This is a genomic window from Xanthomonas sp. NCPPB 1128, assembly GCF_001043115.1.
Lineage (GTDB): Bacteria > Pseudomonadota > Gammaproteobacteria > Xanthomonadales > Xanthomonadaceae > Xanthomonas_A.
Window position 1 is genome coordinate 37,839 of sequence record NZ_LFME01000018.1, and the last position, 14,456, is coordinate 52,294.

The 14,456-nt window shown below is 70.4% G+C and carries 11 protein-coding genes; 8 read left to right on the top strand and 3 right to left on the bottom strand.

Annotation, left to right across the window (positions count from 1 at the left end; genetic code table 11):
• Positions 1-12 precede the first annotated feature (12 nt).
• Positions 13-354, top strand: coding sequence for a zinc ribbon domain-containing protein YjdM (locus ACP93_RS12320; protein WP_048490980.1), 342 nt, complete (start codon positions 13-15; stop codon positions 352-354).
• A gap of 337 nt (positions 355-691) precedes the next feature.
• Positions 692-3,226 carry an alpha/beta hydrolase family protein gene (locus tag ACP93_RS12325; protein ID WP_048490981.1) on the top strand — a complete coding sequence of 845 codons (2,535 nt, stop codon included), beginning with the start codon at positions 692-694 and terminating at the stop codon, positions 3,224-3,226.
• A 41-nt stretch (positions 3,227-3,267) separates the two neighbouring features.
• Here the strand turns inward: ACP93_RS12325 and ACP93_RS12330 are convergent, their stop codons facing one another.
• A complete protein-coding gene (locus ACP93_RS12330; RefSeq protein WP_048490982.1) occupies positions 3,268-4,356 on the bottom strand; it encodes an alkene reductase in 1,089 nt (362 codons plus the stop codon).
• Positions 4,357-4,620: 264 nt separating this feature from the next.
• On the opposite strand from ACP93_RS12330, the gene ACP93_RS12335 reads away from it, so the two are divergent.
• Entirely contained in the window at positions 4,621-5,823 is a 1,203-nt protein-coding gene (locus ACP93_RS12335) for an MFS transporter (protein WP_048490983.1), read from the top strand.
• A gap of 79 nt (positions 5,824-5,902) precedes the next feature.
• Here the strand turns inward: ACP93_RS12335 and ACP93_RS12340 are convergent, their stop codons facing one another.
• On the bottom strand, positions 5,903-6,946 hold the full coding sequence (locus tag ACP93_RS12340; protein ID WP_228136026.1) for a tetratricopeptide repeat protein: 1,044 nt from the start codon (positions 6,944-6,946) through the stop codon (positions 5,903-5,905).
• 577 nt (positions 6,947-7,523) lie between these two features.
• On the opposite strand from ACP93_RS12340, the gene ACP93_RS12345 reads away from it, so the two are divergent.
• The 5 genes from ACP93_RS12345 to ACP93_RS12365 all read left to right on the top strand — a co-directional run bounded on the left by ACP93_RS12345 (position 7,524) and on the right by ACP93_RS12365 (position 11,151).
• Positions 7,524-7,979 (top strand): PA2169 family four-helix-bundle protein, encoded by a 456-nt coding sequence (locus ACP93_RS12345; RefSeq protein ID WP_041500455.1) that lies wholly within the window; start codon positions 7,524-7,526, stop codon positions 7,977-7,979.
• Between the two features lie 143 nt (positions 7,980-8,122).
• Positions 8,123-8,743, top strand: a complete 621-nt coding sequence (thpR, locus tag ACP93_RS12350; protein ID WP_048490984.1) for an RNA 2',3'-cyclic phosphodiesterase — start codon at positions 8,123-8,125, stop codon at positions 8,741-8,743.
• A complete protein-coding gene (locus tag ACP93_RS12355; protein ID WP_048490985.1) occupies positions 8,740-9,339 on the top strand; it encodes an HD domain-containing protein in 600 nt (199 codons plus the stop codon). Before thpR ends, ACP93_RS12355 begins: the two co-directional genes overlap by 4 nt.
• A gap of 78 nt (positions 9,340-9,417) precedes the next feature.
• Complete coding sequence (locus ACP93_RS12360; protein ID WP_048490986.1) at positions 9,418-9,603, top strand: oxidoreductase-like domain-containing protein; 186 nt, start codon at positions 9,418-9,420, stop codon at positions 9,601-9,603.
• A 123-nt stretch (positions 9,604-9,726) separates the two neighbouring features.
• Positions 9,727-11,151, top strand: a complete 1,425-nt coding sequence (locus ACP93_RS12365; protein ID WP_204243683.1) for a virulence factor family protein — start codon at positions 9,727-9,729, stop codon at positions 11,149-11,151.
• Positions 11,152-11,775: 624 nt separating this feature from the next.
• On the opposite strand, the gene mprF is transcribed toward ACP93_RS12365, so the two are convergent.
• Positions 11,776-14,340 carry a bifunctional lysylphosphatidylglycerol flippase/synthetase MprF gene (gene mprF, locus ACP93_RS12370; protein WP_048490987.1) on the bottom strand — a complete coding sequence of 855 codons (2,565 nt, stop codon included), beginning with the start codon at positions 14,338-14,340 and terminating at the stop codon, positions 11,776-11,778.
• Between the last annotated feature and the right edge of the window lie 116 nt (positions 14,341-14,456).

A 14,456-nucleotide genomic window follows, 5' to 3' on the forward strand; every position in this document is an offset into this window, starting at 1 on the left:
TCAAGGACTCCCATGCCCGCCGCACCCGCCTGCCCGCAATGCACCCTGGAAAACACCTATGTCGACGGCGCCAACTGGGTGTGCGCGGACTGCGGCCACGAGTGGCCGGCCGCGGCCGAAGCCGCCAACGACGCGGCGACGGTGGTGCGCGACAGCAACGGCAACGTGCTGCAGGCCGGCGATACGGTGGTCGTGATCAAGGACCTGAAGGTCAAGGGCTCGTCGATCCCGCTGAAGCAGGGCACGGTGATCCGCGGCATCCGCCTGGTCGAGGACGATGCCGAACACATCGAAGGCAACTCGGACAAGATCAAGGGCCTGGTGCTGAAGACCTGCTTCCTGCGCAAGGCCTGAGGCTGGCGCGACGGTGCCGCGCGCCGGCGGCGTTCGGCGCCTGTAGGGAGGCAGGTGACCCGTAGGGCGGCTTCAGTCGCGACTGACGTCATCAGGACCGCCCTTCGCGGCTGAAGCCGCTCCTGCACGCGCTGCTTCCGTTAGCCGATGGAGGCCGCCGTCCGGGCGCCAGCCGCGCACGGCGTGCGTCCTGCCCGCGAAGGGAGAGATGCGATCACCCGCGGCGTGGCGTCGTCGCCCCCGACGCCCAGCGTGCGCGGTGCGGCGGCTATCATGTGCCACGGCGCCGGGGGGCGTCGCCGGCCGGACCGGCGCAGATACGGAACAGGGGATGCACATGCACACGTACACAGGGGCGACGGCTGCCGGCCGTCTGGCGCGCACGTTGATCCTGGGCTGGGCGCTATGCCTGCTGGCGCTGCCGGCCTGGGCGCGGATGCAGGAAGTCAAGCCGGGACAGACGCCGGAGCTGGCGCCGGGCGAAGGCCTGGTGGTGGTGGCGGTGGACACCGACGTCGCATTGAGCGGCGTGGAGTTGAACAAGGACGGCAAGGTCTTCGGCGGCGGCACCCTGTCCGGTCTCAAGCCGGGCATCAGCTACCGGCTGTACATTGCGCCGGCCGGCGACTACGCCTGGCGCCGGGTGCTGCTGATCTCGCAGTTCGGCTACAACCTGCGCGACAACGACGAGTTCCGCTTCCGGCTCGAGCCGGGGCAGATCACCTACCCGGGCGACCTGCTGTTCCGGCCATCCTCGTTCTTCAGTGGCGACATGGGCATGGTCAATCGCGCCTTGGCGGCGATGGACTGGTTGCAGCAGACCCATCCGGTGCTGTCGGCGCGCTACGCCCTGCGTTACGCCGGGCACTACCCGGATCCGTTCCCGGAGTTCTACCGCAAGGCGCTGGCGCAGCACCCCGACGCACGTCCCGCGGCGCAGGTGGCGCTGCGCGCACCGCCGGCGCCGGGCGCCCTGCCGATCGCGCCGGCCACGCTGTTCCGCGATAGCCGCATCACCGACCTCAGCCTGAATCCGCGCGGCGATCTGCTGGCGTTGCAGGTGCACGAGCGCAAGGACGAATGGCGCATCGAACTGCTGGACCTGACCAGCGATCAGCAGCGCCTGCTCGCCACCAGTGTCGATCCGATCAAGCAGATGCTGTGGGCCGGCAACGACGCGTTGCTGTTCACCGTGCCGGTGAAGAACGGGCGCGACGTGGTGCGCGGCATCCGCGCCGATGTGGCGGCAGACGGCAAGCGCAAGTGGAGTCCGCTGACCTTGCCCGACGGCGGGTTCCTGGTCGATGCCCTGCCGCAACGCCCCAACCAGGTGCTGTACGCCACCACCTTGAGCAACGGCGACAACGCCGTGCAGGTCCTGGACGTGTCCAGCCAGGCGGCGATCGATCGCTGGCGGCCGCGCCTGCGCGACCGGGTCAACGTCGGCCTGGAGCGGGACGTCGGCTGGCTGACCGACGGGGAAGGGCGGCTGCGCCTGGCCATCGTGCGCCGCGACGACGGCTACGTGCTGCGCTACCGCGACGGCGAAGGAACCACCTATCGCGACGTGATGACGCTCGACCACCTGCGCGATTTCCAGCCGGTGGGCCTGTCCTATGCGGCGGACCAGATCTATGCGGTGACCGACGACGGACGCGCGCAGCGGGACCTGATCGCCTACGACGTGGCCACGCGCAAGATCGTGCGCACGCTGTTCAGCCGCAGCGGGGTCGACGTGGTCGACATGATCCAGGGCCCGCAGCGCACTCCGATCGGCGTCACCTACTACGAGAGTGGACGCCTGGTCAGCCACTACTTCGAGAGCGCCGACGAGCGCCTGGGCCGCGCGCTCAGCGCGGCCTTGCCGGGGCGCAACCTGCAGATCGCCGCGCGCAATGCGGACGGCAAGCAGATGGTGCTCTGGGCCGACGCCGCCGACCAGCCGCCGCAGCTCTACCATCTCGACCTGGACAAGCGCGTGGCGCGGTCGATCGGCGAGACCATGCCGTGGCTGCACGGCATGGCCTTCGCCCCCAGCGAGGTGTTCCGATTCAAGGGCCGCGACGGACTGCCGCTGGAAGCCTTTCTGACCCTGCCACCTGGTGCCGGACGCAAACCGCTGGTGGTGTTCCCGCACGGCGGGCCGATCGGCGTCGCCGATGCGCTGGGCTTCGACCCGGAGACGCAGTTCCTCGCCTCGTTGGGCTACGCGGTGCTGCGGGTCAACTTCCGCGGGTCGGACGGTTACGGTCGCGCGTTTCGCGAAGCCGGACGCGGCAGCTTCGGCACGTTGATCGAGGACGATATCGATGCGGCGATCGTGCAGGCGCAGGCGCGCTATCCGCTGGATCCGCAGCGCATGTGCGTGGTCGGCGCCAGCTACGGCGGTTACTCGGCGCTGGTGATGACGATCCGCTGGCCGCAACGCTTCCGCTGCGCCGTCTCCATCGCCGGCGTGGCCGATCGCATCCTGTTCTATACCGCCAGCGACGGCGCGCGCAGCGCCGAGGGACGCGCGAACCTGGAAAAGCACCTGGGCGATCCCAAGGCGGAGCTGGCGCAGATGATCGACACCTCGCCGCTGTACCACTACGACGCGATCAAGGTGCCGGTGATGCTGGCGCACGGCCTGGAGGACCGGCGGGTGGACTACGAGCACACCCGGCGCATGCTGCGCATGCTGGACATGGCCGGCAATCCACCGGTGGGATTGAGCTTCCAGGGCGAGGGCCACGGTTTCGCCGACGTCGAGCATCGCGTCGCGTTGTGGAGCGGCGTGGCCGGCTTCCTGCAGGCCCATCTCTCGGGCCCGGAAGGCAGTCCAGCGCCGACACCAGCGCCGACACCGGGCGCTGTCGCGACGGCGCCCTGACCGCGGCGGCGGCACCATGGCGGTGCCGCCGCAGGACGCGATCACTCCAGGGTCGGGTAGTCGGTGTAACCCTTGGCACCGCCGCCGTACAGCGTGTCGGCGTCCACCTGGTTCAAGGGTGCGTCGCGGCGCAGCCGTTCCACCAGGTCCGGGTTGGCGATGAACGGGCGGCCGAACGCCACTGCGTCGGCGCGGCCGGAGGCCACGGTCTCTTCGGCCAGCGCCTTGTCGTAGCCGTTGTTGACCAGCCACGGGCCATGGAACTTGGCGCGCAGCGCGGCATAGTCGAAGGCGATGTTGTCGCGCGGGCCGCCGGTGGCGCCCTCGATCACGTGCACGAAGGCCAGGCCCAGCGGATCCAGCCGTTCCACCGCGCGCTCGAACAGCGGCTGCGGGTCGCTGTCGCGCGCATCGTTGGCCGGGGTCACCGGCGACAGACGCACGCCGGTACGGTCGGCGCCGATCTCCTGCGCCACCGCCTGCACCACTTCGAACAGCAGGCGCGTACGGTTCTCGATGCTGCCGCCGTAGGCGTCGTCGCGGTGGTTGCTGCCGTCGCGCAGGAACTGGTCGATCAGGTAGCCGTTGGCGGCATGCACTTCCACGCCATCGAAGCCGGCGGCGATGGCGTTGCGGGCGGCACGACGGAAGTCCTCGATCAGCCCAGGGATTTCGTCCAGGCGCAGCGCGCGCGGCGCGGAGACATCGGTGAAGCCCTCGGCGGTGAAGGTTTTGGCGTCGGCGCGCAGCGCGCTCGGCGCGACCGGCGCCGCGCCGTCCGGCAGCAGGCTGACGTGCGAGATGCGGCCGACGTGCCACAGCTGCAGCACGATCTTGCCGCCGCGGCGATGCACTTCGTCGGTGACCGTCTTCCACGCCGCGACCTGCGCGTCGCTGTAGATCCCCGGGGTGTCCTTGTAGCCCTGGCCCATCGGGCTGATCTGGGTCGCCTCGGCGATGAGCAGGCCGGCGCTGGCGCGCTGGCCGTAGTACTCGGCGGCCAGCGGCGAGGGGATGCGACCTTCGCCTTCGGCGCGGTTGCGGGTCAGCGGCGCCATCACGATGCGGTTGGCCAATGCGATCGCGCCCAGGCGCAGCGGCGTGAACAGCGGGGAAGCGGTGTCGGTCATCGGTGGGTCTCTCGGTGGTGGAGTGGGGCGGGCGACCCTACAGCGTGGCGCTGCAAGGCGGCGTGCGTGCAGGACATGGGGACGCACGCGGCGGTTTCGCGGTGGTGCGATGGGACAGTGCGTTGCTGCCGCGGCGTGTTCGCGAGGGCATCGCCGCGCCAGGTGCCGCCAGCGGCCCACGCAACGCGGCGTTGCGCGCGCGGTGGCTGCAGGATGTGCTGCAATGCACAATAATGGGCGGCCCTTACTTTTCGGGACGTGCGCATGACCTCATCCGCCACGGCGCCGCTGTCGCGGCGCGGCTACGTGCTGATCCTGTTCGCGCTGGCGATGGGCGGTTTCGCGATCGGCACCAGCGAGTTCTCCACCATGGGCCTGATGCCGTACATCGGCCGTGGCCTGGTCATCGATGCGCCGCAGGTCGGGCATCTGATCAGCGCCTACGCGCTGGGCGTGGTGGTCGGCGCGCCGCTGCTGGCGATCCTCGGCGCACGCTGGTCGCGGCGGGATCTGCTGCTGGCGCTGATGGGCTTCTATGCATTCGGCAACCTCGCCAGCGCAGTGGCGCCGGACTATCACAGCATGCTGCTGGCGCGGTTCGTCGCCGGCCTGCCGCACGGCGCCTACTTCGGCGTGGCGACCCTGGTGGCCGCGTCGATCGGTCCGCCCGACCAGCGCGGCGCGGCGGTCAGTCGGGTGCTGCTCGGCCTCAACCTGGCAGTGCTGGTCGGCAACCCGTTGGCGACCTGGCTCGGTCAGGTGGCGCAATGGCGCTACGCCTACGCCCTGGTCGCGGTGATCGCGGTGCTGACGGTGGTGCTGGTGTGGCGCCTGCTGCCGGCCGATCCGCAGGAGTCGCGGCCCTCGCCGTTGCGCGAGCTGCGCGCCTTCAACCGCACGCAGGTGTGGCTGGCGCTGGGCATCGGGTCGATCGGTTTCGCCGGCATGTTCTGCGTCTTCAGCTATCTGGCGCCGACCCTGATGGAGGTCACCGGCGTGTCCGAACACTGGATCCCGGTGGCGATGGGCGCGTTCGGGCTGGGCGGCTTGCTCGGCAACCTGGCCGGCGGCTGGCTGTTCGACCGCATGCAGTTCCGCGCGGTGCCGCTGGTGCTGCTGTGGTCGCTGGCGGTGCTGCTGGCGTTCCCGCTGGCGGCGACCTCGCCGTGGGCGGTGCTGCCGGCGGTGGTCGCGGTCGGCAGCATGGGCGCGCTGGCGCCGGTGTTGCAGACCCGCTTGATGGATGTGGCCAGCGATGCGCAGACTCTGGCGGCGGCTTCCAACCATGCGGCGTTCAACCTGGCCAACGCGCTGGGACCGTGGCTTGGCGGCATCGCGATCGGCGCCGGCCTGGGCTGGACCTCCACCGGCTATGTGGGCGCGGCGATGGCCGTGGGCGGCCTGCTGATCTACCTGTGGGCGCGCCAGGCGGCACGGCGTGCTGCCTGCGCGCACGCGGCCGGCTAGGGCGTGCCCAAACTCACTGAGCGCGCCTGCCAGACCCAACGCGGCGCATTCGGGCAGTGAGGACTTGCCCTAGGCTGCGCTAGCGCGGCGGCCGCACGGTCGAGGACAACCGCCGCAGCGCGTCCAGCTTGCCCTGGTAACGTGGTTGGCTGGCCGGATCGGCGTGCGCCATGGCCTCGCGCAGCGCCGCGGTGGCGCGGCGGGTGTCGCCGTTGTGCAGGTAGGCGCGGGCCAGGGCGAAGTACAGCAGGTGGGCGCCGTCGTACAGGTGCAGCGCATGCCGGTAATAGGCGATCGCCGCGGCGTAATCCTGGCGCCGCTCCGCCTCGTTGCCGAGCAGGTATTGCTGGAACGGATCGCGCTGGCGCACGCGTTCCATCTGCCGCTGCAGGGCGGCCTCGCGCGCGCTGTCGCCCACACGCCGGGCCAGGCCCACGGCATTGGATAGCGCCGGCAGATGCTCCGGATCGATCTCCAGCGCCTTGGCGTAGTCGCGTACGGCGGCGGTGCTGTCGCCATCGCGCATCGCCAGTACGCCCTGGTTGTTCCAGGCCCCGGCGAAGCGCGGATCCATCTGCAGGGCCATCGCCAGATGCGCGCGCGCGCCGTCGAGGTCGCCGTCGACCATCAGTTCGGCGCCGCGGTTGTTGTAGTAGTGGGCGAGGGCGCGGCGGTCGGAGATCGGCTGCGGCCCACGCCGGTCCATCAGCACGCTGCGGTCCAGGTCGATGCTGCCGCGGCCGCTGTCCACGCGCACGCCGGCGTTGACGTGGCCGACGTTGTACAACGCATTGCCGTCTTCGTACCAACTCAGGACGCGGCGCACTTCCTGGACCTGCGCCTGCAGCCCGACGTCGCGTGCCATCGCCACGAACAGCAGGGTGAAGGACAGGCAATTGACGCGACGGCTGGCGTAGCTCTCGGCGACGCTGTGGGTGGCCTTGGGGTCGTACTGCAGGTTCAGGCCCTTGGCGTCGAAGGCCAGCGCCACCAGTTGCTGCAGGCGGTGTTCGGCATCGGCGCCGCGGTCGATGCGTTGCTGCAGCAGCGCGTGCAGGGCCGCTGGCAGCTGCATGATCTGTTCCGGCGTCGGCGTCGGCGTGGCGGCTGCCGCGACGGTCATTGCAGGCGCTGGCGGTGCCGTCTCCTGCTGTGCCGCCGCTGCCAAGCGCGATGACGACATGGACGGGGAAGGGGACGATGGGACGGCCATAGCGGCGGCGAGCAGGGCGAACGCAGTCCAGGCGAACATGACGCACCTCGCGGTGCCCTGCAGTGGCGAGGGCTCGCCTGCACTATAGGCCCTCGCTGGCGATATGGGACGGTCATCGTAGTGGTGCCGACAAGCGGTCTCCGGCCGATGCGATCGATGGCGGCGGTGATCCACAGCCGCTGTGGACGAACGTGGGACAAGCGTGTGGATAAGTCCCTGCCGGCCAGGCGCCGCAATGCGCACAGACAGGATGGTGAAAACTTCACCACATGTCTGACTGCGCAGTGCTGCCCATGAACGCGTGTTCACCGCTGGCAATGCGGCGTGACGAGCGAGCGCCGATGGCTCACGTGCGCTTTATGCCGTTCTGCCCAGCATCGCCAACACCACGCAACGCGGCAATCCTCTCGACCGCGCCGTGCTATATCCAGGTTCACCCCCGTGTGCCCGTTGCGCGATATCGCCGGCCTCGCTACAGGAGTTTTCCATGAGCATCCAGAGCAAGACCACGCACAGCCTCAACGACCTCATCGCCATTTCCCGCGACGGCAAGGACTTCTACGAAGAAGCCGCGAAGAAGGTGGGCGACGCCGAGTTGTCCGCGCTGTTCCTGCGCATCGCCGGCGTCAAGTCGGACATCGTCAGCAGCCTGAGCGCGGTGGTGCAGTCGGTCGGCGGCAAGCCGGAAGAGCACGGCACCATGGTTGGCAGCATGCAGCAGATGTATGGCAAGGTCCGCGCCGCGCTGGGCGACACCAAGTACGGCTACGTCGCCGAACTGGAAGAATCCGAAGATCGCCTGCTGAAGGCCTTCAACGAGACCATCGCCGACGCCGATACCCCCGTCGCCGCGCGCGATGCCGCCACCCGCCTGCTGCCGGAAGTGCGCGCCTGCCACGACGTGATGCGCACCCGCAAGCACGCGATGAAGAACGCGGCGTAATCGCTGCCTGCCGCCGGCCCGGCGCGCCGCCATCGCGGCGATGGCCGGGTCGGCGTGCCGATGGTCTGCAGCGGGACAGTGCGCTTGCTACCATGCGTGCTCGACCGTTGCCCGACCCGATTGCGGCGTTTGCCGCTTCTGCCATGTCTCCCGATACTGCGCCTGCTGGCGCCCAGTTTTCGCTCGGCTTCGACGCGCCCGCCGCGCGCGAAAGCCTGTTCTTCGCCTTGTTGCCGGACGCGCAGACGGCGCAGGCAGTGCACCATCTCGGCCAGCAAATTTGCCATGACCATGGATTGCACGGACGCGCGCTGCCGCCCGAGCGGCTGCATGTGACCTTGCACTATCTCGGCGAGTACGCCGGCATCCCGCCACGCTTGTTGCAGCAGGCCTGCGCCGCTGGACAGGCGCTGGCGGCCGCGCCGTTCGCTCTGGCGTTCGACCGGGCGGCGACCTTCGACAGCCGCGCGCGCAGCCGGCCGCTGGTGCTGCGCGGCGACGGCGAGCCTGCGCCGCTGCTTGCGCTACGTCAGGCGCTGCAGCAGCAGTTGGCCCGACACGGCGTGGCGCCGCGCGCCGACGGTGCCTATCTGCCGCACATGACCCTGGCCTATGTCGATCAGGCGCTGGCACCGCAGCACGTGCCGGCGCTGCATTGGCAGGCGACATCGCTGAGCCTGATCCGCAGCGTACAGGGCCAGGGCCGTTACCTGCACGAAGCGCGTTGGCCGTTGCGCGCCGATCCTGCGCAGCGCGGCGCATGAACGCGGCGCCGCTGACCCTGCCCGACGCGCAATGGGCGCAATTGCGCGCGGCCTACGCCGAGCCGCCGCGGGCGTATCACCATTTCGGCCATGTCGAAGCGGTGCTGGCGCACTACGCCGAGGTCGCCGCCGACACCGGCTGGCAGCAGCCGCGCGAGGTCTACCTCGCCGTGCTCTATCACGATGCGGTGTACCGCGCCGGCCGCGGCGACAACGAAGCACAGTCGGCGCGCCTGGCCGAGGCGGCGATCGCGCAGTGGCTGCCGGACGCCGCGGTGGATGCGGCACGGGTGGCCGCGCTGATCGAACTCACCGCGCGCCACGGGCAACTCACCGTCGACTCGGTGGATGCGGACGCGGCGCTGTTCCTGGATTGCGACATGGCCATCCTCGGCGCCGCGCCGGAGGCCTTTGCCGCCTACGATCGTGCCATCGCCGAGGAGTACCGCGGGGTGGTGCCGGGCTGGTTGTACCGGCGCAAGCGCCGCGCTTTCCTGCGCACTGTGCTGGCGCAGCCGCGCATCTTTCTCAGCGAGCGGTTCCACGCGCGCTACGACGCGGCGGCGCGCGCCAACCTGCGCCAGGCCATCGGCTGACGGAGCAGTGACCGCGGCCGGCACCGCCTTCTTCCACACTGCCGCGCCGGTCTGCCCCGGCCGCTGCCACGGAGCCTCATGTCCGACCCTGCCGCCAATGCCGATCCCCGCCCGCAGGCGCCGCTACCCCCCGGCCCCAGCGACTGTTGCGACAGCGGCTGCCCGCTGTGCGTCTACGACCTCTACCACGAGGAACTGGCGCGCTATCGGCAGGCGCTGGCCGCCTGGCGGCTGCGCCATCCCGGCGCCGACGCAGACGTCTGATGGGCCTCTCCAACGCAGGTGATGGCCCAGGTCCGGCGTACCCGGCATGAACCGCGGCGCGCGTCGCGCTTCGCGCCGCCGCCGTTCGGGATTATCTTTAACGCGCCTTTTCAGGATGGCTGGATGATGCAGAAGCGTGGCGGTTGGATGTGGGGATGTGCATTGGGCGGACTGCTCGCGGCCGGCGTCGCCGGTGCGGCACCGGGGGCTACGACCGCCGCCGCGCCGCGTGCCGGCGCACCGGCAGCGGTGCCGGAAAAGCTCAACCATGGCCGCTTCGAGCAAGTGCCGGTGCTGCTGCCCAAGGGCAATGCGCAGCGCGTGGTGCTGTGGTTCGCCGGCGGCAAGCACGCCGATGTCGAGCGCATGCGCCAGATCGAGGCGCTGCGCGACGACGGCGCCATGGTCGCGGTGATCGACAGCGCACACCTGCAGGCGGTGCTGGCCAAGATCGACGGCACCTGTGGCTTTTCCGCCGGCGACGTGGAGAACTTCTCGCGCTACGTCCAGGCCTATTTCCACGTGCCGACCTACCACCTGCCGTTGCTGGTCGGCGACGGCGATGGTGCCGCGCTGGCCTACGCGGTCGCCGCGCAGGCACCCAAGCATCTGCTGGCGGGCCTGCTGACCGAGGATTTCTGCCCGGTGCAGGTGCTCGACGACCAGATCTGCGGCGCCGGCATCACCGCGCCGGCGCGTGCGTTGAAGCCGACCGCGCTGCCGGTGCCGTGGCTGGCCGCGCTCGACGCCAAGACCCGCCGCGATCGCTGCAGCCAGCAGAGCGATGCGTTCCTGCAGAAGGTGGCCCAGGCACGGCAGTTCCGCCGTAGCGCCAGCGGCGATGCGCTGCCCGGCCTGCGCGCGGCAGTGCGTTCGCTGGGCGACCGGCCCGGCGTCAGCCTGCCGCCGACCCCGGCCGACCTGGCCGGCCTGCCGGTGGTCGAAGTGCCGGCCGCCGCGGGTGCGGGCGATGCCGACAACGGCAATGTGTTCGCGATCTTCGTCTCCGGCGACGGCGGCTGGGCCGGGCTCGACCAGCAGGTCGCCGGCGCCCTGGCCAAGGCCGGCATCCCGGTGGTGGGCGTGGATTCGCTGCGCTACTTCTGGAGCGAGCGCACGCCGCAGGGCTTCGCCACCGACCTGGATCGGATCTACCGCCACTACAGCCACCTGTGGCAGCGCGGACGGGTGGTGCTGATCGGCTTCTCGCAGGGCGCCGACGTGTTGCCGGCGGCCTACAACCAGTTGCCGGAGGCGATGCGCGACCAGGTGCAACTCACCGCCCTGCTGTCGGTGGGCAAGACCGCCGACTACGAATTCCACGTGTCCAACTGGATCAGTTCCGGCGACGACGGCCTGCCGATCGCCCCGGAAGTGGCGAAGATGCCGCCGGCGCAGACCCTGTGCCTCTACGGCGAGGACGACGACGACGCGCTGTGCCCGGACCTGCCCAAGGGCGGTGTGCAACTTGTCAAGCTGCCTGGCGACCATCATTTCCAGGGCGATTACGCGACCCTGGCCAAGCAGATCCTGCAGCGCATTGATTGACGGCTGGGATTGGGGATTGGGGATTGGGGATTCGGGATTCGGGATTCGGGATTGGCGGACTGGTCGCGTGACCTGGCTTGTCCGCTCGCGTCGTCGTAGGAGCGGCTTCAGCCGCGACGCCGATCGCTGAAACGTCGGTCCCGCGAGGGGGCACGCATCGCTCGCTTTCGCTGACTCCATGGCGGCCGTACCCTCACCCCAACCCCTCTCCCGGGGGGAGAGGGGCTAGCGCTCTCCCTTCTCCCATCGGGAGAAGGTGCCCCGAAGGGGCGGATGAGGGTACGGCGCGAAGCCGCGAAATGCTCCAGCAAACGCGGGGTGACCGGGGCGAATCCCCAATCCCGACCCCCCATCCCCGCCTCACTCCGCCTTGCGCGGATCCAGCGAGATCAACCGGGTCACGTCCAGCAGGGCCGCAGACAGGTGCATGCCGCCGGGCGAGCCATGGCGGCCGTATCCTCACCCCAACCCCTCTCCCGGGGGGAGAGGGGCTAACGCTCTTCCTTCTCCCACCGGGAGAAGGTGCCCCGAAGGGGCGGATGAGGGTACGGCGCGAAGCCGCGAAATGCCCAAGCAAACGGGGTAGCCGGGGCGAATCCCCAATCCCGACTCCCCATCCCCGCCTCACTCCGGTTTGCGCGGATCCAGCGAGATCAGCCGCGTCACGTCCAGCAGGGCGGCGGGCAGGTGCATGCCGCCGGGGGCGGCGAGGTAGCGGGTGCGCCAGGTGGGGGCGAACTTGGACTTGAAGCGGCGCAGGCCGGTGAAGCCGTAGAAGCGTTCGCCGTGGCGCACGATCAGGTTGCCGAAGCGGTTCCAGCGGCCGGCCAGGCGGTGCTGAGCCAGGCCCGACAGCGGCGCCATGCCCAGCGAGAAGCGCTTGTAGCCCTGGTCGCGGCCCCACAGGAACAGCTCGATGAACAGGAAGTCCATGGTGCCCTTCGGCGCGTCGGCGATGTGCCGCATCAGGTCCACCGACAGCCCGTGGCCGGCCGGGGCCTGCCACAGGTTGGCGAAGGCCACGACCTTGCCTTCGAACTCCACCACCGCGATCGGGAAGCGGCGCAGGTAGGCCGGGTCGAAGCTGCCCAGCGAGAAACCCTTCTCGGCACCGGCCTTGTCTTCCAGCCACTGCTGCGAGACCTCGGCCAGCACCGGCATCAGCGCGTCCACCGCGTCGGGTTCGACGATGCGGAAGCTCAGCCCGCTACGCTTGCCGCGGTTCCAGGCCTGGCGCAGGTCGGCGCGGTCGCGGCCCTCCAGGTGAAAGCCCTCCAGCGACACCATCGCTTCCTCGCCGAGCTTGACCAGGGTCAGGCCCAGGTCCAGGTAGGTCTGCCAGTGCTGCTCGCCGACCTGGTAGAACACCGGGCGCAGGCCCATGCGGTCGGCTTCCTCGCGGAAGCGCCAGATCAGCGCGCGCGCCACCTCCGGCGCGCCGACCGGGTCGCCCATCGCCACCAGCGAGCCGCCGTAGCGCTGCATCATCACGAAACCCGGGCCGTCCTCGGCCTGCAGCAGCGCCTTGTCGCCGGTCAGCACCAGGCAGGCCTGGGTGTCGGTGGCCTGCGCCAGCACCGGCGCCAGCGCGTCCAGTTGCGCGCCATCGGCCGGCGGCAACGGCGAGCGGGTGCTGTGCAGCAACCGCGCCAGCCCGAACACCACCACCGCCACGCTGACCAGCAGCACCGCGCGCAGCGCACGCGGCGCGTTGGCCGAGGTGGCGAATTCCCACCACAGCTCGTTCTGGTATTCGACGTGGCTGTAGACGAAGAACAGCAGCCAGATCGTGGCGATCAACACCAGGCCGAGGTTGCGCAGCCAGGGCCACGACCAGGCCTCGTCGAGCAGGGCGCCCTCGCGGTAGAACTCGCGGCGCGCGCCCCACAGGCCGACCGCCACCACCAGCGAGGACAGCGCCACCGAGACATGGCCGCCGCGCAGCCAGGCCGGCAGCGGCAGCAGTACGCAGATGCCGATCGCCAGCACCCAGGCGGCATGGCTGCGCCGCTGCAGGCCCTGGCCGATCAGCAGCAGCACCACGCCGCCGAGGCTGGCCAGCAGGTGCGAGGTCTCCATGATCGACAGCGGCGCCATGTCCTGGCGGCGCTTGGGGGTGGGCAGGGTGCCGTCGATGACCAGCGCCGCGCCGACCGCGAACACCGCCAGGGCGATGATCTGCGGCAGCCACGGGCGCAGCGTGCGCCAGGCCACGCGCACGCCGCCGGCACCGGCGACCAGCGGCCGGCGCAGGCCGGACAGCGAGGCCATCAGCACCGACAGCAGCAGTGGCACCACGTAGTAGGTGATGCGGTAGATCAGCGCCGCCGCCAGCACCGCCGCCGGCGCCACGCCGGGCAACAGCTTGAGCAGGCTCCATTCGAACACGCCCAGGCCGGCCGGTACGGTCGAGACCAGGCCCGCCACCACCGCGACCAGATACAGGCCGACGAAGCCGATGTACTCGATGCCCGATTCGTTGGGCAGCAGCACGTAGAACGCGGCACTGGCCAGGCCCAGTTCGACCACGCTCAGCGCGGTCACGCCCAGGGTGGTGCGCCGGTCCGGCAGCCACAGCTCATGGCTGCGCCAGCGCAGGGTGCGGCCGTCGCGGCCGGCCAGCAGCAGCATCGTCGCGAAGCCGACCAGCAGCGCGATGCCGATCGCGCGTACCGCGGTCGCGCCGACCGGCAGCGCCAGCGCCGCCGCGGCCGGCTCCAGGGTCAGGGCCAGCGCCAGCAGCAGCCAGGCGCCGAACACGAAGCCCAGCGTGCTCATCAGCACCACCTGGCCGATCTCGGCCAGGCTCAGCCCGACCCGGCCGTAGCCGCGCAGGCGTACCGCGCCGCCGGTCAGCGCGGCGAAGCCCAGGGTCTGTCCGACCGCATGCGCCAGGAACGCGGTGATGCTGATCCGCATCGGATGCAGCTTGCGGCCGCTGCGGCGCAGGCCGACGGCATCGAAGCCGATCAGGCAGGCGTAGCTGCTCAGGCCCAGCAGCAGGGTCAGCACGATCTGGCTGAGGCTCAGTTGGTTGAAGGCGTGACGGATCGCGCTGTAGCCGTGGGTACTGAACTCCGTGGCCAGCGCATGCAGCGCCAGGGCCAGGATCGCCAGGCTGGCCAGCACCGGCAGCGCACGGCGCCAGCCGGGAATGGGTGCGGGAGCGGAGGGCGCGGTGTCGGTCATTGTGGGCGGGCGGCGGCGAGGCGCGACGGCGCGCGGCGCGCGGTGCGCGGCGGGGCCAGAGCGGAACTGCAGGTGGAACGAAGACGGGCCATCGCGATACCGGTTGGATGAAAGCG

Coding starts and splice junctions, on each gene's coding strand:
- ACP93_RS12320 (WP_048490980.1), top strand. CDS start 13: ATGCCCGCCGCACCCGCCTGCCCGCAATGCACCCTGGAAAACACCTAT.
- ACP93_RS12325 (WP_048490981.1), top strand. CDS start 692: ATGCACACGTACACAGGGGCGACGGCTGCCGGCCGTCTGGCGCGCACG.
- thpR (WP_048490984.1), top strand. CDS start 8,123: ATGTCTCCCGATACTGCGCCTGCTGGCGCCCAGTTTTCGCTCGGCTTC.
- mprF (WP_048490987.1), bottom strand. CDS start 14,340: ATGACCGACACCGCGCCCTCCGCTCCCGCACCCATTCCCGGCTGGCGC.
- ACP93_RS12345 (WP_041500455.1), top strand. CDS start 7,524: ATGAGCATCCAGAGCAAGACCACGCACAGCCTCAACGACCTCATCGCC.
- ACP93_RS12335 (WP_048490983.1), top strand. CDS start 4,621: ATGACCTCATCCGCCACGGCGCCGCTGTCGCGGCGCGGCTACGTGCTG.
- ACP93_RS12365 (WP_204243683.1), top strand. CDS start 9,727: ATGATGCAGAAGCGTGGCGGTTGGATGTGGGGATGTGCATTGGGCGGA.
- ACP93_RS12330 (WP_048490982.1), bottom strand. CDS start 4,356: ATGACCGACACCGCTTCCCCGCTGTTCACGCCGCTGCGCCTGGGCGCG.
- ACP93_RS12340 (WP_228136026.1), bottom strand. CDS start 6,946: ATGACCGTCGCGGCAGCCGCCACGCCGACGCCGACGCCGGAACAGATC.
- ACP93_RS12355 (WP_048490985.1), top strand. CDS start 8,740: ATGAACGCGGCGCCGCTGACCCTGCCCGACGCGCAATGGGCGCAATTG.
- ACP93_RS12360 (WP_048490986.1), top strand. CDS start 9,418: ATGTCCGACCCTGCCGCCAATGCCGATCCCCGCCCGCAGGCGCCGCTA.